Source organism: Paraburkholderia sp. BCC1886 (genome assembly GCF_900996245.1).
Classification (GTDB): Bacteria; Pseudomonadota; Gammaproteobacteria; order Burkholderiales; family Burkholderiaceae; genus Paraburkholderia.
Map to the genome: position 1 here is coordinate 1 of NZ_CAAJGK010000036.1, position 26,992 is coordinate 26,992.

At 63.8% G+C, this 26,992-nt stretch carries 25 protein-coding genes; 10 read left to right on the forward strand and 15 right to left on the reverse strand.

From position 1 onward, the window contains the following. Window positions 1-212 precede the first annotated feature (212 nt). Window positions 213-1,193 carry a LysR family transcriptional regulator gene (locus FQ746_RS05600; RefSeq protein ID WP_144107940.1) on the reverse strand — a complete coding sequence of 327 codons (981 nt, stop codon included), beginning with the start codon at window positions 1,191-1,193 and terminating at the stop codon, window positions 213-215. A gap of 198 nt (window positions 1,194-1,391) precedes the next feature. On the opposite strand from FQ746_RS05600, the gene FQ746_RS05605 reads away from it, so the two are divergent. Then, window positions 1,392-3,602, forward strand: a complete 2,211-nt coding sequence (locus FQ746_RS05605; RefSeq protein WP_144107941.1) for an FUSC family protein — start codon at window positions 1,392-1,394, stop codon at window positions 3,600-3,602. A 56-nt stretch (window positions 3,603-3,658) separates the two neighbouring features. Here FQ746_RS05605 and FQ746_RS05610 read toward each other — a convergent pair whose 3' ends face one another. Then, on the reverse strand, window positions 3,659-3,913 hold the full coding sequence (locus FQ746_RS05610; RefSeq protein ID WP_144107942.1) for a GlsB/YeaQ/YmgE family stress response membrane protein: 255 nt from the start codon (window positions 3,911-3,913) through the stop codon (window positions 3,659-3,661). A gap of 330 nt (window positions 3,914-4,243) precedes the next feature. Here FQ746_RS05610 and FQ746_RS05615 point away from each other — a divergent pair, with 330 nt between their 5' ends. After that, window positions 4,244-4,801 (forward strand): hypothetical protein, encoded by a 558-nt coding sequence (locus FQ746_RS05615; protein WP_144107943.1) that lies wholly within the window; start codon window positions 4,244-4,246, stop codon window positions 4,799-4,801. Between the two features lie 12 nt (window positions 4,802-4,813). On the opposite strand, the gene FQ746_RS05620 is transcribed toward FQ746_RS05615, so the two are convergent. Further along, a complete protein-coding gene (locus tag FQ746_RS05620) occupies window positions 4,814-5,974 on the reverse strand; it encodes a metallophosphoesterase (protein ID WP_144108097.1) in 1,161 nt (386 codons plus the stop codon). Window positions 5,975-6,341: 367 nt separating this feature from the next. On the opposite strand from FQ746_RS05620, the gene FQ746_RS05625 reads away from it, so the two are divergent. From FQ746_RS05625 to yjfF, 6 genes are all read left to right on the forward strand, one after another. Continuing rightward, entirely contained in the window at window positions 6,342-6,671 is a 330-nt protein-coding gene (locus FQ746_RS05625; protein WP_144107944.1) for a hypothetical protein, read from the forward strand. 52 nt (window positions 6,672-6,723) lie between these two features. Then, window positions 6,724-7,317 carry an alpha-ketoglutarate-dependent dioxygenase AlkB family protein gene (locus tag FQ746_RS05630; protein ID WP_144107945.1) on the forward strand — a complete coding sequence of 198 codons (594 nt, stop codon included), beginning with the start codon at window positions 6,724-6,726 and terminating at the stop codon, window positions 7,315-7,317. Window positions 7,318-7,510: 193 nt separating this feature from the next. Further along, window positions 7,511-8,497 (forward strand): ABC transporter substrate-binding protein, encoded by a 987-nt coding sequence (locus FQ746_RS05635; RefSeq protein ID WP_144107946.1) that lies wholly within the window; start codon window positions 7,511-7,513, stop codon window positions 8,495-8,497. A gap of 197 nt (window positions 8,498-8,694) precedes the next feature. After that, window positions 8,695-10,266: a sugar ABC transporter ATP-binding protein gene (locus FQ746_RS05640; RefSeq protein ID WP_144107947.1), complete on the forward strand. Its 1,572-nt coding sequence runs from the start codon at window positions 8,695-8,697 to the stop codon at window positions 10,264-10,266. Beyond that, the gene (locus tag FQ746_RS05645) at window positions 10,263-11,306 is read left to right on the forward strand and encodes an ABC transporter permease (RefSeq protein ID WP_144107948.1); all 1,044 of its coding nucleotides are present in this window, start codon (window positions 10,263-10,265) and stop codon (window positions 11,304-11,306) included. Before FQ746_RS05640 ends, FQ746_RS05645 begins: the two co-directional genes overlap by 4 nt. Further along, the gene (yjfF, locus tag FQ746_RS05650) at window positions 11,303-12,412 is read left to right on the forward strand and encodes a galactofuranose ABC transporter, permease protein YjfF (RefSeq protein ID WP_144107949.1); all 1,110 of its coding nucleotides are present in this window, start codon (window positions 11,303-11,305) and stop codon (window positions 12,410-12,412) included. The genes FQ746_RS05645 and yjfF overlap by 4 nt, the downstream gene beginning before the upstream one ends. Before the next feature lie 99 nt (window positions 12,413-12,511). On the opposite strand, the gene mdcH is transcribed toward yjfF, so the two are convergent. The 8 genes from mdcH to FQ746_RS05690 are packed head-to-tail and all read right to left on the reverse strand — an operon-like array spanning window position 12,512 to window position 19,803. Then, window positions 12,512-13,441, reverse strand: a complete 930-nt coding sequence (mdcH, locus tag FQ746_RS05655; RefSeq protein WP_144107950.1) for a malonate decarboxylase subunit epsilon — start codon at window positions 13,439-13,441, stop codon at window positions 12,512-12,514. Beyond that, the gene (locus FQ746_RS05660) at window positions 13,441-14,181 is read right to left on the reverse strand and encodes a malonate decarboxylase holo-ACP synthase (protein ID WP_144107951.1); all 741 of its coding nucleotides are present in this window, start codon (window positions 14,179-14,181) and stop codon (window positions 13,441-13,443) included. Before FQ746_RS05660 ends, mdcH begins: the two co-directional genes overlap by 1 nt. Then, entirely contained in the window at window positions 14,181-14,996 is an 816-nt protein-coding gene (mdcE, locus tag FQ746_RS05665; protein ID WP_144107952.1) for a biotin-independent malonate decarboxylase subunit gamma, read from the reverse strand. The genes FQ746_RS05660 and mdcE overlap by 1 nt, the downstream gene beginning before the upstream one ends. Continuing rightward, the gene (locus FQ746_RS05670; protein WP_260853906.1) at window positions 14,993-15,925 is read right to left on the reverse strand and encodes a biotin-independent malonate decarboxylase subunit beta; all 933 of its coding nucleotides are present in this window, start codon (window positions 15,923-15,925) and stop codon (window positions 14,993-14,995) included. Before FQ746_RS05670 ends, mdcE begins: the two co-directional genes overlap by 4 nt. Next, window positions 15,922-16,323, reverse strand: coding sequence for a malonate decarboxylase acyl carrier protein (locus tag FQ746_RS05675; protein ID WP_144107953.1), 402 nt, complete (start codon window positions 16,321-16,323; stop codon window positions 15,922-15,924). Before FQ746_RS05675 ends, FQ746_RS05670 begins: the two co-directional genes overlap by 4 nt. Continuing rightward, window positions 16,311-17,303 carry a triphosphoribosyl-dephospho-CoA synthase gene (locus tag FQ746_RS05680; protein ID WP_409932372.1) on the reverse strand — a complete coding sequence of 331 codons (993 nt, stop codon included), beginning with the start codon at window positions 17,301-17,303 and terminating at the stop codon, window positions 16,311-16,313. Before FQ746_RS05680 ends, FQ746_RS05675 begins: the two co-directional genes overlap by 13 nt. A 26-nt stretch (window positions 17,304-17,329) precedes the next feature. Beyond that, entirely contained in the window at window positions 17,330-19,021 is a 1,692-nt protein-coding gene (mdcA, locus tag FQ746_RS05685) for a malonate decarboxylase subunit alpha (protein WP_144107955.1), read from the reverse strand. A gap of 8 nt (window positions 19,022-19,029) precedes the next feature. After that, window positions 19,030-19,803 carry a GntR family transcriptional regulator gene (locus FQ746_RS05690; protein WP_144107956.1) on the reverse strand — a complete coding sequence of 258 codons (774 nt, stop codon included), beginning with the start codon at window positions 19,801-19,803 and terminating at the stop codon, window positions 19,030-19,032. A gap of 124 nt (window positions 19,804-19,927) precedes the next feature. Here FQ746_RS05690 and FQ746_RS05695 point away from each other — a divergent pair, with 124 nt between their 5' ends. Further along, complete coding sequence (locus FQ746_RS05695; protein ID WP_144107957.1) at window positions 19,928-21,238, forward strand: MFS transporter; 1,311 nt, start codon at window positions 19,928-19,930, stop codon at window positions 21,236-21,238. A gap of 42 nt (window positions 21,239-21,280) precedes the next feature. On the opposite strand, the gene FQ746_RS05700 is transcribed toward FQ746_RS05695, so the two are convergent. Beyond that, window positions 21,281-22,210: a DMT family transporter gene (locus tag FQ746_RS05700; RefSeq protein WP_144107958.1), complete on the reverse strand. Its 930-nt coding sequence runs from the start codon at window positions 22,208-22,210 to the stop codon at window positions 21,281-21,283. A gap of 102 nt (window positions 22,211-22,312) precedes the next feature. Here FQ746_RS05700 and FQ746_RS05705 point away from each other — a divergent pair, with 102 nt between their 5' ends. Then, window positions 22,313-23,227, forward strand: coding sequence for a LysR family transcriptional regulator (locus FQ746_RS05705; RefSeq protein WP_144107959.1), 915 nt, complete (start codon window positions 22,313-22,315; stop codon window positions 23,225-23,227). Here the strand turns inward: FQ746_RS05705 and FQ746_RS05710 are convergent. The 3 genes from FQ746_RS05710 to FQ746_RS05720 are packed head-to-tail and all read right to left on the reverse strand — an operon-like array spanning window position 23,212 to window position 26,983. Beyond that, window positions 23,212-24,288 (reverse strand): ABC transporter ATP-binding protein, encoded by a 1,077-nt coding sequence (locus FQ746_RS05710; protein WP_144107960.1) that lies wholly within the window; start codon window positions 24,286-24,288, stop codon window positions 23,212-23,214. The genes FQ746_RS05705 and FQ746_RS05710 overlap by 16 nt on opposite strands. A gap of 32 nt (window positions 24,289-24,320) precedes the next feature. Next, entirely contained in the window at window positions 24,321-25,952 is a 1,632-nt protein-coding gene (locus FQ746_RS05715; RefSeq protein ID WP_260853908.1) for an ABC transporter permease, read from the reverse strand. Continuing rightward, entirely contained in the window at window positions 25,952-26,983 is a 1,032-nt protein-coding gene (locus tag FQ746_RS05720; protein ID WP_144107961.1) for an iron ABC transporter substrate-binding protein, read from the reverse strand. Before FQ746_RS05720 ends, FQ746_RS05715 begins: the two co-directional genes overlap by 1 nt. Between the last annotated feature and the right edge of the window lie 9 nt (window positions 26,984-26,992).

The following is a 26,992-nucleotide window of genomic DNA, read 5'->3' on the forward strand; positions in this document are numbered from 1 at the left end:
CGAGTCGGTCCCACCCCTTCCCATCCCGAACAGGACCGTGAAACGACTCCACGCCGATGATAGTGCGGATTCCCGTGTGAAAGTAGGTAATCGTCAGGCTCCCCAGCAGCAACAGAAACCCCACCCGTCAACGGTGGGGTTTCTGCGTTTACGGCTCGAAGAAAAAACCAAACCACATCGATACCGGCGGTGACATGCCGGCATCAATATATCTAGTCGCTGGCAGCGGATAAAGTCGGCACGATATCGCTAATACCGTGCCTCCGATCGACTTCAGTGAGAAGCGCCTCATCGCGGGCAATCATTTCCGGCAGATGCGTACGCAAAAATTCAACCCACGTACGCGTCTTCGCATCGATAAACTTGCGCGACGGATAAAGCGCGTAGACATTTGTCTTCTGCGATGTATAGCCGGGCAATACGCGCACTAACGTGCCATCGCGTAAGCCGGAAATGGCCGCATAAAGCGGCACCATGCCAATTCCCATTCCCTCGCGAATCGCGACGAGTAGCGACTCGGCAATGTTGACCTGCACAGGACCGTTGACCTCCAGCGTGTGGCTTTGATCCGGGCCGTTAAGCACCCATTCGTGCGCCGGAAACGCTGGGGTATGCAAAATCAGGCAATCATGATCGGCGAGGTCCGTTGGTCGTTCAGGCTCACCGTGGACACGGACGTATGAAGGTGATGCGCACAGAATGTTGAACGTAGTGCCGAGCAGTAGCGATACCAACTCGGAATCAGGCAGAGTCGATGCGGTGACGACAGCGACGTCCGCGCTGCCCTCGAACAGGTCTGGCATGCGTTGCGACAACGTCAGTTCGACAGTCACCTCCGGGTACAGCGCACGATATTGCGAGATTGCCGGCAGCACATAGTGCTGACCGATGCTGGCAAAGCTGTGCATTCGCAGAGCACCGTTCGGCCTTTCGTGAGCGCAGCTTGCTTCTTCTTCTGCCGTGTCGACATCGCTCAGTATCTGCTGACATCGTGTCAGATAACGCTCGCCTGCAGTAGTCAGGGCGAGCCGCCGAGTTGAGCGGTTCAACAAGCGCGTGCGCAGATGAGCTTCGAGTTCAGAGACCGCACGCGACATCGCGCCCGTGGTCGAGTTAAGCGATTGCGCGGCGGCGGTAAAAGTCCCTGCTTCGACTACCCGCACGAACACGCGCATGTTTTGTAACGTATCCATCGATCCTTCTATTACACGGCGGGGAGCCGTATTGTCCATCCAACCAATCGCCTGATTGTTGTCGATTCCAGAAAGGACGTTATTTTCGGCGCCCGTTAATGCGCTCGCCACACGCTCATACAATCGGCGACTTCATTGTCCGTATCGTAGCGTACGCCGACGATTCCCAGCGACCCAGTCAGGACGCGTAGCCCCCTCATGAAACGTCTGCATGCGGTAGTGCCGGTGGCGAATCACCTTCTTGCGACGACCGTCATTCTGCAAAGGCTCGCTGCGGCATTGCGCGACTGGCTGTCCAGCGATGGCCTGATCGCTTTGCATCTGCTCAAAACAGCGATGGCCGGTTTGCTGGCGTTGGGATTGGCGATGCTGTTGGACTTAAGCCAGCCGCGTATCGCGATGACCACGGTATTCGTATTGATGCAGCCGTTCAGCGGCATGGTCCTCGCGAAAAGTTTCTATCGGATTCTCGGGACTGCCGTGGGCACTGTCGCAGCGCTGGTGCTTGGCGCAATGTTCGTCCAGCAACCCGAGCTATATATGTTGGGAATAGCCGTCTGGGTAAGCGCCTGCGTTGCGGCAGCGGTCCGGTACCGGCATTTCAGATGGTACGGATTCGTGCTGGCGGGTTACACCGCCGCCCTGATCGGCATTCCCAACGTCGCCGCGCCCCACGAACTGTTTCTCGCGGCACTGACGCGCTCAGCAGAAGTGGCGGTCGGAATCCTGTGCTCGAGTGCGGTGAGTGCGTTGATCGTTCCACAGCGTGCCAGCCTCGCGCTCGAGCGGGCGCTTCACATACGGTACGGAAATTTTACGAGGTTCGCGATCGATGTGCTCGACCGCAGTATCGAAAGCGATCAGTTCGAACGACGTTTTGCCGAACTCGTGGATCAGATCGTCGGATTCGAGGCGACGCGAATTTTTGCGGCGTTCGAGGATCCGGCGATGCGCTCACGCGGCCGTCATCTCACGCATCTGAACTCGGCGTTCATGGATGCCTGCACGCGACTGCATGCGCTACATCAGTTACTCAAGCGTCTACGTGCAAATGGCGAAGGGGCGATGATCGACGCGATCAAGCAGTCCTTGTACGAGCTTTCGTCACAATTGCAGTCGCCGGAACTCGACGACGACCCGTCTCGCGTAGCCGCGCGCCTACGATCTTTTCGAGCGAACCTGCCTGCCCGCGTCCGGGGGACGAGATGCCCACTTGAAGCTGCGTCCGTCGAGTCGCTAGCCGATTTCGATACCGCGGCAGAGTTGCTTTACCGGTTTATCGGCGAGTGGGTTGTTTATTCGAACATCTATGCGTCGTTGGAACACCCTGTGCCGACGATCGGCCCTCCGCTAGCCGAAACTGGCTACGTAAGCCGAACAAACCGGTTGGTCGTCGCCTGCACGTTTCTGCGTTCGGCGCTGATGATGAGCATCGTCGCGTGGTTCTGGCTCGAGACCAATTGGCCGAGCGGCGGCCTTGCAGTGATCGGCGCTGCGCTCGTCTGTGCGCTCACATCCAACGCGCCCAACGCTTCGAGAATGGCAACGCAGATGGCGCTGGGTGCCGTGGCCGCGACGTCGGTAGGCTACCTCTTCACCTGCTACGTGTACCCGAATATCGACGGGTTTCCCTTGCTGTGCGCGACGCTCGCACCCGTGCTCGCGCTCGGTGCGTTCGTTGCAACACGAAAAGGTGCCGCAGGTTACGGGATCGGGTTTTCCGTATTTTTCTGCTTGCTGGCAGGGCCAGACAACGTCGTCGTGTACCAGCCCGATCTGCTGATCAACAACGGGATCGCACTGACCGCGACCATGCTACTGGGTGCGCTCGTCTTTGCGGTCGCATTCCCGTTCGACATGCGCTGGCTCATTGACCGGATCATGATGGATCTGCGAGCGCAAGTCGTGTCGGCATGTAACGATGCGCTTCCGGATCTCAACCATCGCTTTCAGTCGAGTACGCACGATCTGACATCGCAATTGCGCCTTCTGCTGACGCGGCAGTCTCGACGCCGCAAGGAAGCCATGCGCTGGATGCTGGCCACGCTGGAAGTGGGGCATGCGGTGATCGATCTACGGCGGGAAACTGACCTCGCGCATTACGCTCATGCCTATCGCCGGGACTGGCGCGGCAGCCTCGAGCAGACCTACGGTGCAATTGCCGGGCTGTTCCGCGACCCCGATGAGCGCCGCCTCCAGCAAGCGATCGAGTGCTTGCGTAAGACCAGCGCAATCGCCCAGGATCTGCTGGACACTGTGCATGCCGATCGCGAACGGCGTCACGACCTTCAGCGCATTCTGAGTTGCCTTCACTTCATTCGCAGCGCGTTACTCGACAAGGAAGCGCCGTTTCATGCTGCCGGAACGTCGTCGACTCTGCTACTGCCAACAGCCGAAAAGAGTTTGTAATCCGAAGAGGCGTCAGGCGACTGTCGCGCCTGACGCCGTGATACACCGGTAAAACTTCAGACCCCTCGTCGAACCAGCCTGATGAGGAAGAGCAGAATGACCGCGCCGATTACCGCTGTGATGATGGAGCCGATCCAGCCGCCTCCCAGCGAGATATGCAGCACGCCGGCGAGCCAGCCGCCGATGAAGGCGCCGACGATCCCGACGATGATATCGACGATCAGCCCGAAGCCGCCGCCCTTGACGAGCACGCCGGCGAGCCAGCCAGCGATCGCGCCGATGATGAGCCATGCAATGATGCCGTGTTCCATAATCGAGACTCCATGGTTGGGTGTGAACAAAAAATCACGGTGACAGAGCTTAGTCGAAGCTTGAATGGCAGTCCATATTCGGGACGGGGAATTGACATTGTCTGCAGCAATTGCCCGGTAAGTGTAGACGATGCGGATGATCGTGTGGGCCTCTCTGTCCGCAACTCGAAGTTACTCTCGGGAGCAATTGAACGAAGCTATAAATGCGGAAATTTCTTCTCAGTGACCAGAACTATCTGCCGCTAAATACGGACTCCGAATGTTGACGCAATTTATCGCGAAAACGACACTGTCCACACCATTCGGAAAGCGTCATTCATCGGGGGAAGTATGAAATTCAAAGCTGCGGGCGTTATTGCCAGTCTGTTGATTATTGCTGCTCCGCACGTGTCTTTCGCAGCGGCGCTACCCACGCCATTTGAAGCGAGCAGCACGCTGCAGGCCGAGGGCGTCGTGCAATCGCTGGATCAGGTTGCACATACTGTGACGGTGCTCGACGCACACGGTGGTCGCGCCTCGTTCAACATCACCGACCCTCGGGATCTCACGCAAATCGGGCAAGGTGGGAAGGTACATCTACGCATGACACGCAATGCTGTCGTGAGCGTCATGCGAGGTGCCGATGGGCAGGTAGCAACGGCTGAACCCATCCATTCGAACGACGGTCAGAACGTGAACGCGGTCGTTGAAGCGGTCGATCACGCGTCAGGTGTGTTGGCGCTGAAGGGTGCAGACGGCGCGATATTCCATATCCAGAGTCAGGAGCCCGCTAAGGCCGCCAGCATTGCCGTGGGCATGCAGGTGTTGGTCGCCTTCGCCTCCCAGGTCTCAGTGGCTGTGGCGCCGGTATCAGCGCCGGCGTCAACGTCAGCCCCGGTCGTGCATTAGTCCGTCACCTCATCATGCTTTTCCGGGTACCAGGCGTACGCGCGTGATCTCTGACGGCGCTCCCAGACGTTTCGGTGGGCCCCAGTAGCCGGTGCCGCGGCTGGTATATACCCAAAGACCATTCATCCGCGCGAGCCCCGCGGTGAACGGTTGCTGGAATCGCACGAAGAAGTTCCATGGTACGAACTGGCCACCGTGTGTGTGGCCGGACAATTGCAGCGTGAAGCCCGCGTCCGCGGCGGCGTTGGCTGAACGCGGCTGATGAGCAAGCAGCACTTTAACCAGCACGTCGCGAGGTGCACCTGCGAGCGCGGCAACCGGATCGCTGTGATGCAGCGGATCGTGATGGCCTGCGGAATAGTCGGTTACGCCGGCAATCACGGCACGTGCACCGTCATGCTCCACGATCACATGTTCGTTGAGCAGCACTTTGAGTCCGAGTCGGCGGAACTCGTCGATCCAGGCATTGGCTCCTGCGTAGTATTCGTGATTGCCGGTCACGAGGAATGCGCCGTGGCGCGCGCTGAGTCGCGAGAGAGGTTGAGTATGTCGTGTCAGTTGCGGAACGCTGCCATCTACGACGTCGCCGGTCACGGCAATGAGGTCCGGCTTGAGGTGATTGACCGCGTCGACAATCGCCTCCACGTAGCGGTGCTTAATGGTCGGTCCCACATGAATGTCGCTGATCTGCACGATCGTGAAACCGTTCAGCGCGGCCGGCAAGTCGGTTATCGGGATTTCGACCGTTACCACCTTTGCGCGCCGTCGCGCGTTGTAGAGGCCGACCAAGGTGGAGAGTAGCGCGAGCAGTGGCACGGCGGCGGCCGACACTCCGCGCAATTCTGCAATCGCTATTGCGTCGGGCCGGATGGCGTTGACAATAAGTAGCACGGCCAGCAGCAGGTCGCGCACGAAAGTCAGCACCAGTAGCGAGGAGAAGAAGCCCATTGCCAGCAGGCCGACCCAGGCAAGCCGATCCCCGAGCGGCTGGCGCTGGATGCTGCGTGCGAGCATCCCGAGCGGAATCAGAAAGATCGACGCGACCAGCCAGAGTGCGCATAGCAATCGGGTGGTGCTTTCTACCGGCATGTCAGGAATCAGACGAACGCCGACATAGATATGCAGCAGGATGCCAATGAGGATAATACGGACAAGAAACGATGAGCGGCGCATAGAGAACATAGAGGCGGGAAGGGGCCGACGTGACAAAAGCATCGGCGGCGTCGCGTCGGTCATCCGTAACCACAGGGCAGACCGGCCGACCCATTCTACCGGCATGTGCAAGTGCGTGCCCGATACGCCAAATTTGCGGTTTTGGCTCGCAACAAGCCTTCCGTATCCAAGGCCTCGCCGCATAGTGCGATGCAACAAGCAGCTTGATCGAGTAACAGTTGTTTGCCAGCCCCGCAGAACTCAATTAAATGGGCTTTGAGTTGTGTGCACGCGTGCACTATTCTCAATAGGAACCGCGTCCGATTGGGACTATCGGGTTCCTCGGCGGTTCGTCCATCGCGCTAATCAGCGCGGCAGGAGACGCATCATGAAGCTGTCCAGATCGGAACACCCCTTGCGTGCGGTGCACGCTTCGCATCATGTTGGTCACGAGGGCAGTCACGTCATGCTGCCCTTGGTCGTTATATCGGTCATGGCGATTGGTTTGTATTTCAGCGTGCAACAGATGGACTTTTCGGAGTTGGGTAAGACGGCGCTGTTCTATGTCGTCATGGTGTGCGTTGCACTCGGCATCGCGGGGCTGTTCGGCGTGGTCGGAGCATGGGTGCGATCCACGGGCGACGACGCCGACGAAGGCTTCTGTTTCATTGGTGCGTTAATCGGAGCCGTTGTCTTTTACGTTGCACTTTTCAGTTAAACAAATAACCCAACCCGCACCCAACCCCGCACCCAACCCCCACCGTAATTCAATGACCGATCTTTTCGATGACCTGCCGACACTCGACGTCGAATGGCATCCGCACTGGCTCTCGCTGTCGGCTGCGGCCGACGCATTGACCAGGATCATCGGCGAAGTCGCCTGGCGTCAGGACACCATGGGTACGCCGGGCGGACGCGTGCCACTGCCGCGCCTCACCGCCTGGCAAGGCGAGCCCGATGCCGTCTATGTGTATTCGGGAATTCGCAATCTGCCGCAACCGTGGACGCCGACGGTCGCCCAATTGAAAAGCGCCGCCGAAGCGATCTGCGCCACTCGCTTCAACAGCGTATTGATCAACCGCTATCGCAGCGGCACCGACAGCATGGGGTGGCACGCCGACCGCGAACCGGAGTTGGGTTTTCATCCAGTCATCGCGTCGGTCAGCCTCGGGGCTGCGCGCACCTTCGACTTGCGACACAACAAAAGCGGAGTCGTCCAATCGTACTCACTCAAAGGCGGCAGTCTGCTCGTGATGAAAGGCGACACGCAATCCGACTGGCGCCATCGCATTCCGAAAGAACCTCGGGTAATGGGCGAGCGCATCAATCTGACCTTCCGCTGGGTGACTCCTCGCCCAGGCTAATCGAAACCAGCGACCGCCGCCGTCCAACCTCCGACGCCCCGCCCAATACCAAAACTGATATCGACTCCGCAAATCATGTGATTGGACGGGTAACGCCCCACCCACTACGCTACAGCACGATCTCGCACCGTGAGGGCCGTTAGCGCTGGGCGGGTGACGGGGTCGCCAACACAACAACGATCAGGAGACAGACATGGCGAATACACGACGCGCCGCATGTCGTGCGTTGGGCGCACTCGCAATCTGCGCAAGCATCGGTCCGCTGGCACTGGGTACACAAACCGCGTACGCCCAAGACAAACCCATAACTCTCGGATTCGCACAGGTCGGCGCGGAAAGCGCCTGGCGTACGGCGAATACCGAGTCGGTGAAATCGGCCGCTGCCGATGCGAAGATCAAACTCAAATTCTCCGATGCGCAGCAAAAACAGGAAAACCAGATCAAGGCAATCCGTTCGTACATCGCTCAGAAAGTCGATGTCATTGCTTTTTCCCCTGTCGTCGAATCGGGTTGGGAGCCGGTACTACGAGAAGCGAAAGCCGCGAAAATCCCGGTCATTCTCACGGATAGAAACATCGACGTAAAAGACACGTCGCTTTACGTGACGATGATCGGTTCGGATTTCATGGAAGAAGGCCGCCGCGGTGGCCATTGGCTCGAAGATCACTACAAGAGCGCGCCCGGCACCGTGAATATCGCCGAATTGCAGGGCACCGTGGGCTCGGCCCCTGCCAACGACCGCCACTCCGGTCTCGTCGAAGTGATTAAGAGCGATCCCAAGTTCAAGATCATCGCGTCGCAAAGTGGCGACTTCACGCTTGCCGGCGGCAAGCAGGTGATGGAGGCGTTCATCAAAACCTACGGGACCAAGATCAACGTGGTTTATGCGCATAACGACGATATGGCTTTGGGCGCCATTCAGGCGATGGAAGAGGCCGGCATGCATCCGGGCAAAGACATCACTGTCGTCTCCTTCGATGCAACCAAAGGTGGCTTTCAGGCGATGGCCGCAGGCAAGATGAATGTCGACGTGGAATGCAGTCCGCTGCTCGGGCCGCAACTGATGTCAGCCGTTAAAGACGTGGTGGCCGGCAAGCCGTTGCCCAAGCGCATTCTCACGGAAGAAACGGTCTTCCCGATGAGCGTTGCCGCGCAGACACTGCCCACGCGAAAGTACTGATCGGGTAACCAAAGCTTCTGCAAAGGAAGCAAAAAAAACGCGAAACGAAACCGCGAACCCAGCGGGCGCGAAACACAGTCGATCCGCCATCGCCAGCAGATCGACCATTTTCTCCAGCGGTGCCTGACCGCCCAACTGCTTCGGCAGTGGGCGGTCTCTTTTAAGCGAGGTCTATCACGCATCCCGCTTCCGAACCGATGCTGACCACGAGCGGCATCACCAAAATCTTCCCCGGTGTCAAAGCGCTGCAGCATGTGGATTTTCGCCTGTTCCCCGGCGAAATACATACGTTGATGGGCCAGAACGGCGCCGGCAAATCCACCCTGATCAACGTACTCACTGGCGTACTTCAACCGGATACCGGCACGATGCACCTCGGCGGAAAAGTGATCGCGTTCGGCTCACCGCAGGACGCGGAGGCCGCCGGCGTACGCACTCTTTATCAAGAAGTGAACCTCTGCCCCAACTTGTCGGTGGCAGAAAATATCTTCGCCGGAAGGCAGCCGAAACGCTTTGGCGCGATACATTGGTCCGACATCAAGCAGCGGGCGCAGGCGGCGCTGGCGCGCCTCGACGTGTCGCTCGACGTGAGCCGTTCGCTCGACGCCTATCCGATCGCCGTGCAGCAGATGGTCGCCATCGCGAGAGCGCTTTCCGTGGATGCCCGCGTGCTGATCCTCGACGAGCCGACGTCGAGTCTCGACGACGGCGAAGTCGCGCAACTCTTCAAAATACTCCGGCATCTCAAACAGTCGGGCATTGCGATTCTGTTCGTCACGCATTTCATCGAGCAAACGTACGCGATTTCCGATCGCATCACCGTGATGCGTAACGGCGAACGCGAAGGCGAGTATCTCGCCCGCGACCTGCCGCCCGATCAACTGGTCGCGAAGATGGTGGGCCACGAACGCATGAGCGAACGCCTGCGCAAAGCCGACGAGCATCAAGAAGCCCACGAAGCCCAAGAAGCCCAAGAAGCCCACGAAGCCCACGAAGCCCACGAAGCCCAAGAAGCCCGCCCGCCCAGCCCCTCCGCACCGCCGCCCTTCATCGAACTCCGCGGCATCGGCCGGCGCGGCAGCATGCAGCCCATCGACCTCGACCTTCATCCCGGCCGCATTCTGGGTCTGGCCGGACTGCTCGGCTCCGGCCGCACGGAAACCGCGCGGCTGCTGTTCGGTGCGGACCGCGCCGACTCGGGCACGATCCTGATCGAAGGGCGCCCCGTACGCCTGCGCTCGCCGCGCGACGCGGTGGGGCACGGCATCGGCTATTGCGCGGAAGACCGCAAGAAAGAGGGGATCGTCGCCGAACTCTCGATCCGCGAAAACATTTTGCTGGCGCTGCAGGCGCGCCGCGGCTGGTGGCGCAAGATCAGCCGGCCGCGCGCACACGAGCTGGCCGACTTGTGGATCGAACGACTCGGCATCAAGGCCGCCGACGCCGACCAGCCGATCGGACTGCTCTCCGGCGGCAACCAGCAAAAGGCATTGCTGGCCCGCTGGCTCGCCACCGATCCCAAGCTGCTGATTCTCGACGAACCGACCCGCGGCATCGACGTCGCCGCCAAATTCGACATCATGGATCGCCTGCTCGCGCTGTGCGCGAACGGTCTGAGCATCCTGTTCATTTCGTCGGAGATCAGCGAGGTGCTGCGCGTCAGTCATCGCGTCGCGGTATTGCGCGACCGTCGCAAGATCGCCGAAGTCGCGGGCACGGCGTCGAACGAAGACAACATCTATCGACTCATCGCGGGGAGCGGCGAATGAAGCTATCGAACTGGTTCGTGCGCGACGGCGCCGAGCGTCCGCTGATCTGGCCGTGCATCACGCTGTTGTTGCTGTGTGCGCTGAACCTGTGGGTCAATCCGCACTTCCTGTCGCTGCGCGTGCTGGACGGCCACCTGTTCGGCGCGCCGATCGACGTGCTGAATCGCGCCGCGCCGCTCGCGCTCGTCGCCACGGGCATGACGCTGGTGATCGCGACGCGCGGCATCGATATCTCGGTCGGTGCGGTGGTGGCGATCGCAGGCGCCGCGGCTGCCACGATTCTCGCCACGCAAGCGGCGCCGGGCACCGGGCTGATCGCCGAGGCGCTGCTGGCGGCCGTGCTCGTCGGCGTGCTGAGCGGCATGTGGAACGGTCTGCTGGTGTCGTTCGTCGGCATGCAGCCGATCATCGCCACGCTGATCCTGATGGTCGCCGGCCGCGGCGTCGCGCAACTGCTGACCGCCGGGCAGATCATCCCGATCGGCGCGCCCGGCTATCTGTTCGTCGGCGGCGGCTACTGGCTCGGTGTGCCGTGCTCGGTGTGGATCGCCACGGTGGCCGTGCTGGCCACCGCGTTGCTCGTGGAAGGCACGGCGCTCGGGCTGTTCATCCGCGCAATCGGGGTGAATCCGGTGGCGACGCGCCTCGTCGGTTTGCGCGCGCGGGCGCTGGTGTTCGCGGTTTACGGGTTTTCGGGGCTGACGGCCGCAATGGCCGGCATTCTGATCAGCTCCAACGTACGCAGCGCCGACGGCAACAATGCCGGACTGCTGCTCGAACTCGACGCCATTCTGGCGGTGACGCTCGGCGGCACGTCGCTGCTCGGCGGCCGCTTCAGTCTCACCGGCACCGTGCTGGGTGCGCTGATCATCCAGACGCTGACCTACACGACGTATTCGATCGGCGTGCCGCCCGAGGCGACGCTGGTGGTCAAGGCGGCGGTGGTGCTGGCGGTCAGCGTGATCCAGTCGCCGACGGCGCGCTCGCTCGTCCTGTCCAGCTTCGGCTCGCTGGTCAAACAACGCGGAGTCGCACGATGAGACGAATCCTCGATATCTGGGCCCATGTCGTCGATCCGCGCACGCTGCCGATCGCGGTCACGATCCTGTTGTTCGGCGGACTCTTCGCTTTCGGTTCGGTGATGTACACCGGCTTCTTCGCATGGCAAGTGCTGCTCGATCTGCTGATCGACAACGCGTTTCTGCTAATCGTCGCGATCGGCATGACCTTCGTGATCGTGTCCGGCGGCATCGATCTGTCGGTGGGGTCGATCGTCGCGTTGACCACGATCGTCGAAGCCGTGCTGTCGGAGCACCTGCACTGGTCGGTGTGGGCCATCGTGCCGCTCGTGCTGCTGATCGGCACCGTGTTCGGTGCAATACAAGGCGCGCTGATTCACTTTTTCCGCCTGCAGGCGTTCATCGTCACGCTCGCCGGCATGTTCTTCGCGCGCGGTCTCTGCTTTCTGATCACGACGCAATCCATTACGATCAACGACCCGACGTTCCAGAAGATCTCGGCGTTCCGTCTGGACATCGGTATCGGCTCGGTCACGGCTAATGTGCTGATCGCATTCGTCACGCTGGTCGTGGCCATTTTCGTCGCGCACTTCACGCGTTTCGGGCGCAATGTCTACGCGGTCGGCGGCAATGCACGTTCGGCCTTGCTGATGGGTCTGCCGGTCGCGCGCACGCGCATCGGCGTGTATGCGTCGAGCGGATTCTGTTCGGCGCTCGGCGGCGTCGTGTTCACGTTCTATGTGCTGTCGGGCTACGGCTTGCAAGGGCAGGGCATGGAACTCGACGCGATTGCCGCGACGGTGATCGGCGGGACCTTGCTGACGGGCGGCGTCGGGTACGTGATCGGTTCGCTGTTCGGCGTCGGCATTCTCGGCACGATCCAGACGCTGATTACCTTCGACGGCACGCTGAGTTCGTGGTGGACCCGCATCGTGATCGGCGCGTTGCTGTGCGCATTCTGCCTGCTGCAACGTTTGATCGAGCGGCATGCGAAGCGGATGCAACGTCCGGGCGGAAGCGGTGCGGTCGTCACGCCGGGGCGCGGGAAAACGCTCGATAACCGGCACGGCGACAACGCCGCCGAACCCGATTCGCATGCACTGGGCCGCGCACCCGAACAGGCCTGATGCAGATAGTTTGCCAATGCAGACGACGCGGGGCTCGCGTCGATTAAGAAAAGAGGTGAGAGCAGCCAGTATTGCGGCGTCGCGGCGCTTCAGCGGATTTTATAAATCCATCCGCCGTCGAGCGGTGGCCACGAGTCGGTCGAAGCTGAACGTGCTGGCCGCAAGCGTCGCGCTGTCCGGAAAGTGTTCTCGCGCGATATCGGTCAGCACCTGGCCGGGCGGCATCTCTATCAATACGCGAGCGCCCATTTCCTGCATGACGGTGAGCGCGTCGAACCAGCGCACGGTGTAGCGCATATTCGTGGCGAGGTCGTCGCGAATCGCATCCGCAGTGTACAGCGGACGTCCACCCCGATTGCCGACGTAAGTGCACTGCGGCAAGTCGAAATGCACATTGCGCGCGTAGGCGACAAGTTCGTCCGAGGCATCGGCTAACAGTTCGCAGTGCGAGGGTACGCTGACCGCAAGCCGGGTTGCTTTGCGTGCGCCTGCCGCCAGCGCGCGGTCGATGAAGCTATTCAGCGCGGTATCGGCACCGGCCATCACGATCTGACGCGGCGCATTGATATTGCCGGGATACACAGGCGGCAGACCGTCGGCCGCGTGTTGCGCGGCGAGCGTTTCGAGTTGCGGTTCGCTCAAACCCGACACGGCTGCCAGACCGTATCCCGATGGATAAGCCGCTTCCATCAACTCAGCGCGCCGGCGGACCATTTTCAACCCAGCGTCGAAACGCACGGCGCCGCAAGCGACCGCCGCGCCGTAGGCGCCCACCGAAAGGCCCGCACAAATTTGCGGCGTGATGCCTTCTTCGGCGAGTGCGCGAGACATGGCCACGCCGGCAACGGTCAGGCCGATCTGCACGGCGACGGTGGAGCGCAGCGCGCCGGCGCTGTCCAGAGTCAGCACGTCGGTGCCGAGTACATCGGAGGCTTCGGCAAGCGTGGCCTGGACCGCTGGATGTTGTGGCAGCCGATGCAGGAAGCCGTCGGTCTGTGCACCCTGACCGGGGAACAGGAATGCGAGCATCAGCCGATACCGCCGTCGTGACTGCTGCTGCCTTGACACATGCAATCGCCAACAACTCGCTCGGCGGTGGCCCACGGATCGTCGGTCAATCCCGGCCCACTCGCATGCCGGGCCATCACCCGAGTTTTGCCGCTCGCCCACTCGGCGAGCGCAACACCGCCAGCAGGCGTTTCGAGTTGCGCATCGACACGAATGCCCGCGTGCCGAGCGACGGCATCGAGCTGGTCAATTAAAGCTCGGGCGTCGGCGCGAGTGATCGCATCCGGCGTGCGGATCAACAGATCCAGATCGCTCGACCGGGTCGCCGTGGCAACGCCTGCTGCGAGTTCGAAGCCCACGCTGCCAGTCGGTCCCCAGACGAAGCCTGCGAGCGGTCCCGCCGTCTCGCTCTGCAAAGCAGCGAGCGCCGCGAACGCGGGCAAGCCGCCGCGCTCATCGAGCGGGCGGCGCCGCGCCAGAGCCTCAGGCGCCATCACTTCGTCGATATCGACGCTATGCGCCCACGTGCCATAACGTTGCGCGCGTTGCGTCCCGCGCAAACCGACCGCCACGAAACCATCGGCCGCCAACGCGCGCCGGACCACCGCATAAGGTGCGCGCGCAAACGACTCGCGGACCCACGCCGGTTCGCCGTCGATAGCTGCAAGGCGTCGCAGCCGCAACAAGTCGTGCGGCCGCCAGCACGCATCGCGCGACAGCGCGCGTTCGGCTGCAAACGGCGGCGCCGCGCAAGCTCGCATCAGGCGAGATCCCATTGCTCGGCGAGACGCCGCCGCACTTCGATCGACGCCGCGCGGTTCTGCTGCGCCGCCGCCGATTCCAGCCGATGCGACAGATTGCGGCTGCCATCACGCGCGCTGCGAACCTGCGCGCCCAACACCTGCCGCACGCGTTCGACGTGAGCGTCCTGCGGCGCATCCGCGTCGACGCCTTCTATCAGTTGATCGAGCAAACCGAGTTTGGCGAACGACGTCATCGTGTAGGACATCGGCACCACGGTTTCGCCGAGCGCGTCGAGCGCTTCGACGGTGCGGCGTGTCACGCGCGCCGCGGCTTCCTTGCCCATGGCATGCACCATCGTGCCGGGCGCATCGAGCGCGACGATGCGGTTCGCCTGATAACCATGCGCGAGGAACGCGCCCGACATCGCCGGACCGACGATCAGCGCAATCACCGGATGACCGGCATCGCGAGCGCTCGCATACGCATCCACGGCAGCGGCGCAGGCGAGATGAATGCCGAGCATTTCCTCGCGATACCCGTAGGCCTGACTCTTCACGTCGACGATCGCGACGATCGGCCGGCGCGTGGCGCCAGGTGCGTCGGCGGCGATCGTTTCGCGCACGGCGCGCGCCAGTTGCCAGCCTTGCTCGAGGCCGACCACGTTATCGGTGGCACGCGGAAAACGGTTGTCCGGGTCCGGCACCACGGTAATGAAGCGCGCAGTTTCGCCGCCGAGCGGCGCGTCGCCGCTCCACACCGGCGCGCGGCCGGACGGTTCGCCGGCGAGCGCGTGAAACCAGCGCGCGCCGCGGCTCATGGAGGTATCGCTCATGCTTGCTCTCCGGTTGCGTTGGACTGGACTTTCGTTCCGGTGCCGAATCCCTCCACGGGCTTGAATGTCTCGCGCATGCTCTCGGGCGAGACGCTGGCCGGATCGATCCGTGCCAACCGCTCCAGAAAAACCTCGACCTGCTCGCTGCGATGCGCGGCCGGCAGACCTTGCGAAAAGGCCGCGCGGACCGCGGCACGCATTGCGTCGGCGTCGTCGTCGACCAGCCGGTCGGCGAGGCCGGTCGCGCTGCGCTGTTCGCCGCCGATCAGTTGCCAGACGCGGCGGCGATCGCTGGCGTCGAGTTCGTCGATGCCGGCTTCCTGTTCGATCACTTCGGGTCCGTTCATGCCGAGCCGGCCTTGTTTCGTCACCAGCAGAGTCGAACACAGCGCGGCGGCGAGCGACATGCCGCCGAAGCAGCCGACCATCCCCGCAATCACGCCGACCACGGGCACGTAACGGCGCAACGCGACGATTGCCGCCTGCATCTCGGAGATCACGGCGAGCCCGAGGTTGGCTTCCTGAAGACGCACGCCGCCGGTTTCGAACAGCACCACGGGGCGCACGGTCCGGCCGCGTTCGCAATCGCGCAACGCCAGTTCGAGTGCGGCGGCGATCTTGCTGCCCGACACTTCGCCAATGCTGCCGCCCTGGAACGCGGACTCGATTGCGGCGACCACGGCCGGCTCGCCGTCGATGGTGCCGCGCGCGATCACGCAGCCGTCGTCGGCCTGGCACACGACGCCTTGCAGCGGTAGCCACGGCGACTCGATCTTGTCGAACGGTCCGAGCAGTTCGCGGAACGTGCCGGGGTCGAGCAACGCGCGGGCGCGCTCGCGCGCCGGCAATTCGATGAAGCTGTCGCGCAGCATCGGCGCAACGGACGAGGTAACTGCGGAGGTCACCGCGGAGTTGAGTACGTCGCTCATGCCGGATCTCCCTGTTCGGCCGCTTCCACGGCTTCCGCCAGACGCAGCGCGACCACGCCGGGCGTCGCGCCAAAATCGTTGATCTCGATCTGCGCGGCGCCGTCGTAACGCGTGAAGAACCGGTCGAGCACGCTCTTCCAGATATGGCTATAACCATCGACACTGGTGCGCACGACCACGTGCGCGGTCAGCGCATCGGCGCCGCTCGCACCGCCGCTCGCACCGCCGCTCGTGCCGCCGCTCGCGCCGCCGCTCGCACCGCCGCTCGTGCCGCCCCTCGCACCGCCACCATCGGGCGGCGACAGCAGCACCTCCAGATCGCCCGAACCCACTACGCCGACGTGCGCGCGGGTCGTCACGGCGCGACGCGCCGGATAGTCGAAAGTCAGATGTTCCATGGCAATGTGCTCCCGCTGGCGTCGTGCTGCGCCAGCATGTCGAGAAAAAGGGTGGCGGCGAGCAGATCGGCTGCGCCGCCCGGGGATGCGTTGAGCGACAGCAACGTCTGCTCGAGTTTGTCGAAAGCGGCGCGGCCGGCCGACGTCGAGACGCCGCCGCTGGCCAGCACGTCGAGCGCGCCTTGCCGACCGGCCTGCAAACCGGCGAGACCCGCGCGATGCAACAGACAGGTATCGTCGAGCGAGGCCATGATCGCGAGCAGGGTGTCGACGCGCGCCGCGTTTTCGTCGATGCCGCGCGCGCGTGCCGCGAGCAAAGCTGGCAGGCCAATCTCGACGACGTGCGGAAAACCGTCCTGCGCTTCGCGCCGCGCGCCGCCGACCTGATAGCGCTCGCGCACGCGTTCGCCGTGACTGTTGCTGGGTGCGGCGAAGCGGTCGGGAAAGCAGGCGATCTGGGCGGCAATGCTACTTACGCTAACGGCATCGAAGCGAGCGGCTCCGCTCGCGGAACCAGAGCCCAAACCGGAACCGGAGCGAGAGGAAGTCCGCAACGCAGCCCCCGCCACCAGCAAACCCACGATCCATATCGCCCCGCGATGCGCATTGCTCCCGCCGGTCGCAGCCAGCATATCCTGCTCACCGGCGCGACCAATCTGCGCGAGTTCCGTGCGCAGCAACGCCGATGGTTCGCCGCGCTGGCGCGCGGCCCGCGCCAGCGCCGCGAATGTCGGCGCGAGCGCATTAGCCGAGCGCAGCATGATCGACAGATCGAGGTCGCGATGCGCGCCACTCCCGCGACGATCCACCAGCGCCGGCTTCGGCGTGAGTTGCGCTTCGTCGATCAGCGCACGCACGGCGTAAGCGGCGAGCCGGTCGTCGGCAAGCGACGGCCACGTCGTGGCGACGTGCGCATCGACGCTATCGAAAGAACGAACGCGGGACCGCACGCGAGCGGTTACAAACCGAGCCGGCGACATTGGAACCCAAGCACCCGACGCCATGATTACCAGCTCCTGAAACGCGCCGGCGGCGCATACAGACCACCCGACCACGTCACCAGATCGTCGATGCTGCGTGCGGCCAGCAGCGAGCGCTTCGCTTCGCCGCGCCGGATGCCGAGGTCTTCGGGGTAAGCGACGATGCCGCGCCGACGCAACTCCGCGGTCTTTTCCGGCTTCGCCCGCAAACCGATCGGCGTGACACCGGCAACAGCCGCGAGCGCCGCACGCCGCTCTTCGACACCTTCCGCCTTATGCAGATGAGCAATGCCTTCCTCGGTGACCACATGGCTCACGTCGTCGCCGTAAATCATCACCGGGGCAATCGGCATGCCGCTTTTTGCGCCCACGGCCACTGCATCCAGTTCGTCGACGAAGGTCGGCTCGCCGCCTTTCTTGTACGTCTCGGCCATCTGCACGACCAGCTTCTGACCGCGCGATACCGGTCCCTGATCCTTCAGCAACTTGAGCCACGCTGCGCTCGAATGACGCCGGCCGCGCGGATCGTGACCCATGTTCGGCGCGCCGCCGAAACCGGCCAGCCGGCCGCGCGTGACGGTGGAGGAATTCGCATCCGCGTCGATCTGCAAGGTCGAGCCGATGAACAGATCCACGCCGTACTGACCCGCGAGCTGGCAGAGCACGCGGTTCGAGCGCAGGCTGCCGTCGTTGCCGGTAAAGAACACGTCCGGACGCGCTTCGATGTACTGCTCCATGCCGACTTCGCTGCCGAAGCAATGAATGCTGTCGACCCAGCCCGATTCGATCGCCGGAATCATCGTGGGATGCGGATTGAGCGTCCAGTTGCGGCAGATCTTGCCTTTGAGTCCGAGCGATTCGCCGTAGGTGGGCAGCAGCAATTCGATGGCGGCGGTGTCGAAGCCGATCCCGTGATTCAGCGACGTCACGCCGTAGGGTTCGTAGATGCCGCGAATCACCATCATCGCGGTGAGCACCTGCAGATCGCCGATATGACGCGGATCGCGTGTGAACAGCGGCTCGACGGCGAACGGGCGATCCGCCTGCACGACCACGTCGACCCACGAACCGGGAATATCCACGCGCGGCAGTTCGTCGACGATCTCGTTGACCTGCACGATCACGATGCCATGCCGGAACGCGGCCGCTTCGGCGATGGTCGGGGTGTCTTCGGTATTCGGTCCGGTGTACAGATTGCCGTGACGGTCGGCCTTTTCCGCGCAGAGCAGCGCGACGTGCGGCGTCAGGTCGACGAACATGCGCGCGTACAACTCGACGTAGGTATAGATCGCGCCGATTTCCAGTTGCCCGTCTTCGAGCAGTTGCGCGACGCGCAGGCTTTGCGTGCCGGCGAACGAGAAGTCGACCTTATGCGCGATGCCGCGCTCGAACAGCGTCAGATGCTCGGGGCGGCCGATGCTCGAAATCAGCAGATGCACGTCGTGAATTTTTTGCGGATCGACCTTGGCGAGCGAGCGCGACAGGAAGTCGGCCTGCTTCTGGTTGTCGCCTTCGAGCGCGACGCGGTCGCCGGGCTGGATCAGCGTTTCGAGCGCGTCGACGATGCGGTGCGGCGGCAGGATGCCGTCTTCCAGCCAGGGCGCGATGGCCGCGAGGCGGCGGTTCTTTTCATCGCGACGGGTGGTCCACGAACGAGGCGTGTGGGTGGCAGGCGCGGCAGGCGCGGCGGTGGAGGATGTCTGGGCGGCTTGATTCATCGGCTCGGTCAATTCCCGTGAGTGGTGCGCGTGCGACGGGCTCGCGTCTTCGGTTGATTTGCGAGCGCGGCTTCGGCCTGCGCGCGTTCGGTGAGAAAGCGGTACAGCAGTTCGCCCGTGCCGAGCAGATGCGCGGCGACCAGCGTCTGCGCTGCGGCGGTGTCGCGGCGCTGAACGGCATCGAGCAAGGCGACGTGATCGTTATCTGACTCGCCCTTGTACGACGGCAGCCCGAACTTCAGCCGCAGATAGCGTTCGCCGCGCCGGTGCAGCATGCCGATCATCTCTTCGAGTTGCGGCCGGCCGGCCGGCGCATACAGGCTCGTATGGAACGCCACGTTGCGCGCGACGTACTTCGACGGGTCCGCTTCGAGTTCGGCGGCGCGGCACAGGCTGGCGGCTTCGCGCAACGTCGCGGCGGTGTGATTCGGAATCGCGAGACCGATGGCCAGACTCTCGAGCGCGGAACGGATCTCGTAGATCTCGCGCGCTTCGTTCGCCGACAGCGGCGCGACAGTGGCGCCTTTGTGCACGGCGGCTTTCGCCCAGCCTTCGCTTTCCAGCTGACGCAAAGCCTCGCGCACGGGAATCGCGCTCACGGAGAAGTGCCGGGCGATTGCGTCCTGACGCAGCGGCGCGCCAGGCGCCAGCGTGCCGTCGACAATCGCCGTGCGCAGCGCCTCCGCGATGACCCGCGAGGTGCTTTCGCGCGGTGTCGCGACCGGAAGAAGCGCGCCGGAAACGGCCTCGCTTAAGGGAAAACCATCTGTTGCATGTCTCATAATTCAAATATTATATATAAAAAGACGCGTCTTAACGACAGCCTTCCCGAGATTTTTCAGGATAGACGGTCGCCGATGACCCAGCGCGCCATCCGTCGTTCAACCGTAAGGCTGGAGGAGCAAGATGAATTCATTCACCGACCGCACACCGGTCGCAAGGCGGCGCACGCCGCTCAACCGGTCGCAGATCGTCGGATTCTGGGGCGCATGGGCCGGCTGGACGCTCGACGGGATGGACTCGTTCATCTACGCGCTGGTCCTCACGCCTGCACTGACCGAGTTGTTGCCGCGCTCCGGTTACGCGGCGACGCCGGCCAATGTCGGACTGGCCGGGTCCATTCTGTTCGCGCTGTTTCTGGTGGGTTGGGGGCTGTCGTTCGTGTGGGGTCCGCTCGCCGACCGCTTCGGCCGCACCAAGGTGCTGGCTGGCACCATCTTCACGTTTGCAATTTTCACGGGCCTCGCGGCGACCGCGCATAACGTGTGGGAACTCGGTATCTACCGGTTCATCGCGGGCGTCGGGATCGGCGGGGAATGGGCGCTGGCGGGCACCTACGTGGCCGAAGCGTGGCCGGAAGATCGCCGCAAGATGGGCGCGGGTTATCTGCAAACGGGTTACTACGCGGGCTTCTTTCTGGCAGCCGCGCTGAACTACACCGTCGGCGTGCACTTCGGCTGGCGCGCGATGTTCCTGACCGGCGCGGTGCCCGTGGTGGTCGCGATTCTGGTGCTGTTGCGCGTGAAGGAGCCGGAAAAGTGGGCCAAAGCGGAAGCCAACGCCGACACTCGCACGGTCCGCGCAAAGCCGTTACGCGAAATTCTCGGGCCGGCTTACCGGCGCCGCACGTGGACGGCCTGCATTCTATTGACGATCGCCATCATCGGCTTGTGGGCGGGCGCGGTGTACGAACCGTCCGCGGTGATTCAACTGGCGACCAAAGCCGGCATGGCGAAGAACGATGCGATCCGCACCGCGTCGCTGGCGACCGGTCTATTGTCGATCGCGACGATCATCGGTTGCCTCGCGTTGCCGCCCATTGCCGAGCGCATCGGCCGCCGCAAGACGCTGGCGATCTACTTCGTCGGCATGGCGGTGTCGATCGTCGGCAGTTTCGGCTGGGCGTTCTATCTGCCGAACGGGCTTGCGCCGTTCATCGCCTGGCTCGTGGTGCTGGGTTTCTTCGGCGGCAATTTTGCGCTGTTCACGTTGTGGCTGCCGGAGCAGTTCGAGACGCGCGTGCGCGCGACCGCGTTCGCGTTCTGCACGTCGTTCGGGCGCTTCGTCGGCGCGGGCGTCAACTTCCTGCTCGGTGCGGCCGTGCTGCATATGCATACGCTCGGCTTGCCGGTGGCGTTGACGGCGATCGTGTTCATCGTCGGTCTGTTCGTGATTCCGTTCGCGCCGGAAACCACGGGCGAAGTGCTGCCGCAGTAAAAGCGTGCGCCTGAATCGAAAGTGGAGGAGGCCGCGGCCTCCTCAATCGGCCTCGCGCCGTTTGCGTGCACCGCCACGCAGCACAGGCAGCATCGACAGCAATGGCCAGCCGAGATTCACGCCGAGGCTCGCCACCACGATCAGCGCCATGCCCGCGAGTTGCGGCAAGCTGAGCGTGCGGCCGTAGACGAGCGCATCGACGACGATCGCCGTCAGTGGATAGACGAACAGCAACACGGCGATGACCGGCGTCGTCAGTTTCGGCAACGCGCCGTAAATGAGCACATACGACAGCCCGGTATGCAGTACGCCCATGCCGACCAGCCAGAACCACTGCATCGGCCCGATCGGCACCGCGCTCAACGGCGCGATGAACGGCAGGCACACGACGCCGACCGCGCATTGAATCAGCGTCAGCAGATGCGGGCGCAGAGTGCCGAGTCCTTTCGCGATCAGCGTCACGCTCGCGTACAGGACGGAGCCGACCAGCGCTTCGGCAAGCCCGATCAGATAGCTCGCATGACCTTGCAGCGGTCCGCTCGCCACGACGCCCGACGCGAGCACGAGTCCGACGAAAGCCGTCGCGATCCAGCCGAGCCGGTCCCTGCCGAGTCGCTCGTTGAACAGCGCCGCGCCCATCAGCACGACCCAGAACGGCTGCACGTGAAACACCACGGTTGCGACCGCGATGCTGGTGCGATGAATCGCATCGAAGAAACCCACCCATTGCGTGACCATCAGCACGCCGGTCACGAGCGCGAGGCCGAGCGTGCGCGGCGTGAAATGCGCGCGGGTGAAAAAGCCTTGCCACGCGCAATAGGCCGCGAGCGACAGGAAGCCGAACAGACAGCGGAAGAACACTAGCGTCAGCGCGCCTAGCCGTGCTTCCTCGACGAATATGCCAAGCGTGCCCATCAGAAGCCCGCCGCTCGCGAGCGACAGAACACCCTGCTGGCGTTGAGTGAGAGACATGCGGAAAGCGCTCCTCGTTGCAATGTCCGGAGTATTGCGTGGCTTGCGGGACGCCGACAAACGAATTAAATTGAGCAATTCCATAAGCTGGATTGATGAATCATGCACCCTGAATTCGACGTCGATCTGCTGCGCACCTTCGTGGCCGTGGTGGAGTCGGGCAGCTTCACGAAGGCGGCGAGCACCGTGCATCGTTCGCAGGCGGCTGTCAGCATGCAGATCAAGCGGCTCGAGAGCATGCTCGGCGCGACGCTGTTTGCGCGCACCACGCGGCATCTGTCGCTCACGCGGCCGGGCAACACGCTGCTCGAATACGCGCGGCGCGTGTTGACGTTGCATGAAGAGGCCTGGTCGGCCATCGTGCGGCCCGAGGTGACCGGGCGCGTCGTGCTCGGCGCGCCGGACGACTATGTGTCGGCGCTGCTCTCGCCGGTACTGCGGCGCTTTTCGAATCTGTATCCGCACGTGGAGATCGAGATCGTGTGCGCGCAGAGCACGTCGCTTGCGCCGATGCTGGCCGACAATCGCATCGATCTCGCGTTCGTCACGCGTGACCGCAAGTTGCGCGGCGAATTCGTGCGCAGCGAGCCGATGGTGTGGGTGGGCGCTTCCGTGGATACCCCCGTGCTGGCGGCGTCGCCGTTACCGGTGGGACTGTACGAGCCCGGCTGCGTGGCGCGTCAGCATACGCTGGCCGCGCTGGACGGCGCCCGTATTCGCTATCGCGCGGCGTTCAGCAGCGCCAGTTTGATGGGCTTGGTGGCGACCGTCGATGCGGGGCTCTCGGTGGTCGCGCTCACGCGCTGCAGCGTGCCGTCGCGGCTCGCGATACTGGGCGAAGCACAGGGCCTGCCGGAGATCGTGCCGCTCGACATCGTGGTCGCGCGCAGCGCCAAATCGGATCGGCCGACCTGTGATTTTCTGGCGGCCCAGATGATGCAGGATCTGTCGCAGCGGGACGCGCCGTCACGCGGCAGCGGCCCAAAAAACGCGGTCAAACCTCACGCTCGCGGATAAGCGGTCACCTCGCCATCCACGACGAGCCGCACGTTCTGCCCCGGCTGCGGCGACAGATAGCCCGGCACGCGCGCGCGCACGACAAGGCGTGCGCCGGCCTGCAATTGCAGCGCGACGCCCGCGTCCTGCCCCTGAAACACCACCTCGGTGACGAGCGCCGCGTGCGCGGTCACGCCATCGGCCGGCATTTCGTCGGCGCGCAGCAGACGGATCTGCTCGGGCCGCACCATCACGTCGACCGGGCCGCGCGCCTGCGCGGCCGCGTTGTCGAGCGGTGCGCACAAACGCAGCTCGCCCAGCTCGCAACGCACCCGCCTCTCGTCCGCCACGCCCGGCAACAACACCGCCTCGCCGACGAACGAGGCCAGCTCGCGCGTCACCGGCCGTCGATACAGCGTCTGGGGCGTGGCGGTCTGGATCAGCCGGCCGTTCCACAGCACCGCGACCTCGCGGCCGAGCGAGAGCGCCTCCGACTGATCGTGCGTGACGAGCACGGCGGTCGCGCCGGTCGCGGCGAGCGCCTGCGCCACCGCCTGGCGGGTTTCGAGCCGCAACGCGGCGTCGAGCGAGGAAAACGGCTCGTCGAGCATCACGAGCGTCGGCGACGGCGCGAGCGCCCGCGCCAGCGCGACGCGCTGTTGCTGACCGCCGGACAACTGCTGCGGCGCGCGCTCCCCGAAGCCGGCCGGCAAGCCGACCAGTTCCAGCAGTTCGGCGACCCGATGCCGCGCGCGCCGCTGGCCGCGCGGCAAGCCGAACACGATGTTGTCGGCCACAGACAGATGCGGAAACAGCGCGCCTTCCTGCGGCACGTAACCAATGCGCCGCTGTTCCGACGGTACGTGCAATCCATCGCCGACGACCTGCCGGCCGTCGATCTCGACGCTGCCGGCATCGGCGCGTTCGAATCCGCACAACAGCCGCAGCAGCGTGGTCTTGCCGCTGCCCGACGGGCCGAGCAGCGCGAGCAGCGTGCCGCGTTCGACCGACAGATCGATGCCGTGCAGGACCGGCTGACCGTCGAATGATTTCTGCAAGCCGCGAAGTCGAAGTTCGCTCATGACATTCCGAAGATGAAAATGCGTCGCCGCGTTCAGTGTGTGTCGCCGAGCAGCGCCGATTTGCCGAGCAACGCGAACAGCAGCCCCGACGCGCACAGCGAGATGCCCGTGAGCAGCGCGGCATACGGTGCGGCGGCGGCGAACGCCATGGTCGAGGTATCGGCCCACACCTGGGTCGCGAGCGTTCGTGTATCGATGGGGGACAGCAGCAGCGTCGCGTTCAGTTCCGTGACGACCGAGATGAACACCATCGCCGCGGCTGCGCCGAGTCCCGGGCCCGCTAGCGGAAGGACCACCCGGAACAGCGTCTGCGACCAGTTCAGGCCGAGCGCGCGCGCGGTTTCCTCGAGACGCGGTTGGGCCTGCATGAAGGCGGCGCGCACGCTCACCAGTGCGACCGGCATGAAGAGCATCGCGTACGCGAGCACCAGTAGCGTCGCGCTCTGATAAAGCGGCTGCAGCGCATGCACGGCGAGCGACACGATAGCCAGCGCGATCACCAGACCCGGCACGCCTTGCGCGAGAAACACCGTGCGTTCGAACAGCGTCGCGAAGCGCGTCGGATAACGCACCAGCAGAAACGCCAGCGGCACCACCAGCAGCGTGGTCACGACGGCCGCGGCAAGACCGAAGCCGAGCGACGACAGCGTTGCATTGAAGAGCAGTTCGGGCGACACGTCGGCAGGCGTGACCGCGGCCGCGCCGGGTTGCGTGAGCCAGTAGCCGATCATGCCGAGCGGCACGCCCAGCGTGGTGATGGACAGCGCCGCGAAGCCGGCGACCACCAGCCAGCGCCAGCGGCCGAGCGGATAGCGCAACACCGCGCGCCGCGTGCCGCGATCGACACGCTCGTAGCGTGCTGCACCGCGCACGCGAAACTCGAACGCCAGCACGACCAGACAGATGACGATCAACAGACAGGCGAGCAGCGACGCGCCGCCGCCATCGAAACTGGTGCGGAATTCAGCGTAGATCTGCGTCGTGAACGTGCGAAAACGCAGCAGCGTGAACGCGCCGAATTCGGACAGCACGCCGAGCGCGACCAGCAGCATGCCGCCGAGCAGCGCCGGCCGAAGCTGCGGCAGCACCACGCGCACGAAACTGCTCCAGCGGTTGCAGCCGAGCGCGCGCGCGCTTTCTTCGAGCGCCGGGTCCATGCCGCGCAACGCGGCGGCCACCGGCAGATAAACGAGCGGGAAATACGCACAGGTCAACACGAGCAGCGCGCCCATGAAGTCCTGCAAGTCGAGACTCAGCGATACCCACGCATAACTCGAGATGAACGCGGGCATCGCGAGCGGCGCGGCGCTGAGCACGGCCCAGGCGCGGCGCCCCGGCAAATGCGTGCGTTCGACGAACCAGGCCGCGGCCGTGCCGATCACGGCGCTGACCAGCGTGGTCGATACGGTGATCAGCAGCGTGTTGACGAGCAGTTCGCCGACCAGCGGCCGGAACACCAGATCGATGGTCTCGCTTACGCCAAACGTGGCGGCGCGCCAGAACGTGAAGGCGATCGGCAACAGCACCAGCAATGCGCTGATGGCGGCGGCGCAGAACAGACCGCGCGGCGCCCGCTTGCGCCCGCGTGCCACTGCGGTGCGAGCGGTGGCCGAAGCCACCGCGGAAGCTTCGCTTGCGACCGCTGCCGCGCCGACATCGCTCATTAGAGCAGGCCAGCCTGACGCAGCAGCTTGCCGGCCTGGCTATCGTCGCCGAGTTGCTGGATGGTCAGCGCTGGCGGGTTCAGTTCGCTGAACGGTTTGAGGATCGGGTCCGGCGCAACACCGGCACGCAGCGGATATTCGAACTCGACGTGACTCTTCGCCATCAACTCCTGTGCGCGTTCGCTCACCAGATAGGCGATGAATTTCTGCGCGCCGTCCGTGTTGTGCGCCGACTTCAGCACGGCCGCGCCCGACACGTTCACCAGCGCACCGGCGTCGCCGTTGCCGAAGTGATAGATCGCGCTATGGGTTTTCGCATCGCCGATTTCGGCATGCAGACGCGCCCAGTAATAGTTGTTGATCAAGCCGGTCGCGACCCCGCCGCGATTGACAGCGGCGACCACGCCTTCGTCGTCGTCGAAAATTTGCGCGTTGGCTTTCAGGCCTTTGAGCCATTGCACGGTTTGCGCTTCACCCTTGAGCGCGAGCACGGCGCTGACCAGCGGCAGAAAATCGCCGTCGCTCGGCGCAATGCCGACTTTGCCTTTCCATTCCGGTTTCGCGAGATCGAACAGCGATTGCGGCAGTTGCGCCGCCTGCAGTTTGGTCGTGTTGTAGGCCAGCACGTTTTCGCGCGCCGTCACGCCGACCCAGGCGCCGTTCGGCGAACTGAAGCGGGCGGGCACGATGCCGAGCGTCGAGGCGTCCACCTTGCTCAACAGGCCTTTCTCCTCGAGCAACATCAGCTCGGGCGAGTTCTCCGTGAAGTAGACGTCGGCCGGCGTCGCCGCACCTTCCGCGACGATCTGCGCGGCCATAGCCGGGCCTTCGCCGCTGCGGATCTTCACCGAAATGCCGGACTCTCTTTCGAAGTCTTTGGCGAGCAGGTTGACGACCTGTTCGTGCTGCGCGTTGTACAGCACGATCGACGCGGCATGCGCTGCCGTCGGGACGGCGGCGAATGCCGCGAGCGTGAGCGCGGTCGCGCTGCTGACGATGCGCAGGCGCGTGCCAAGCCAGGAGTGAGCCATGATCCTTGG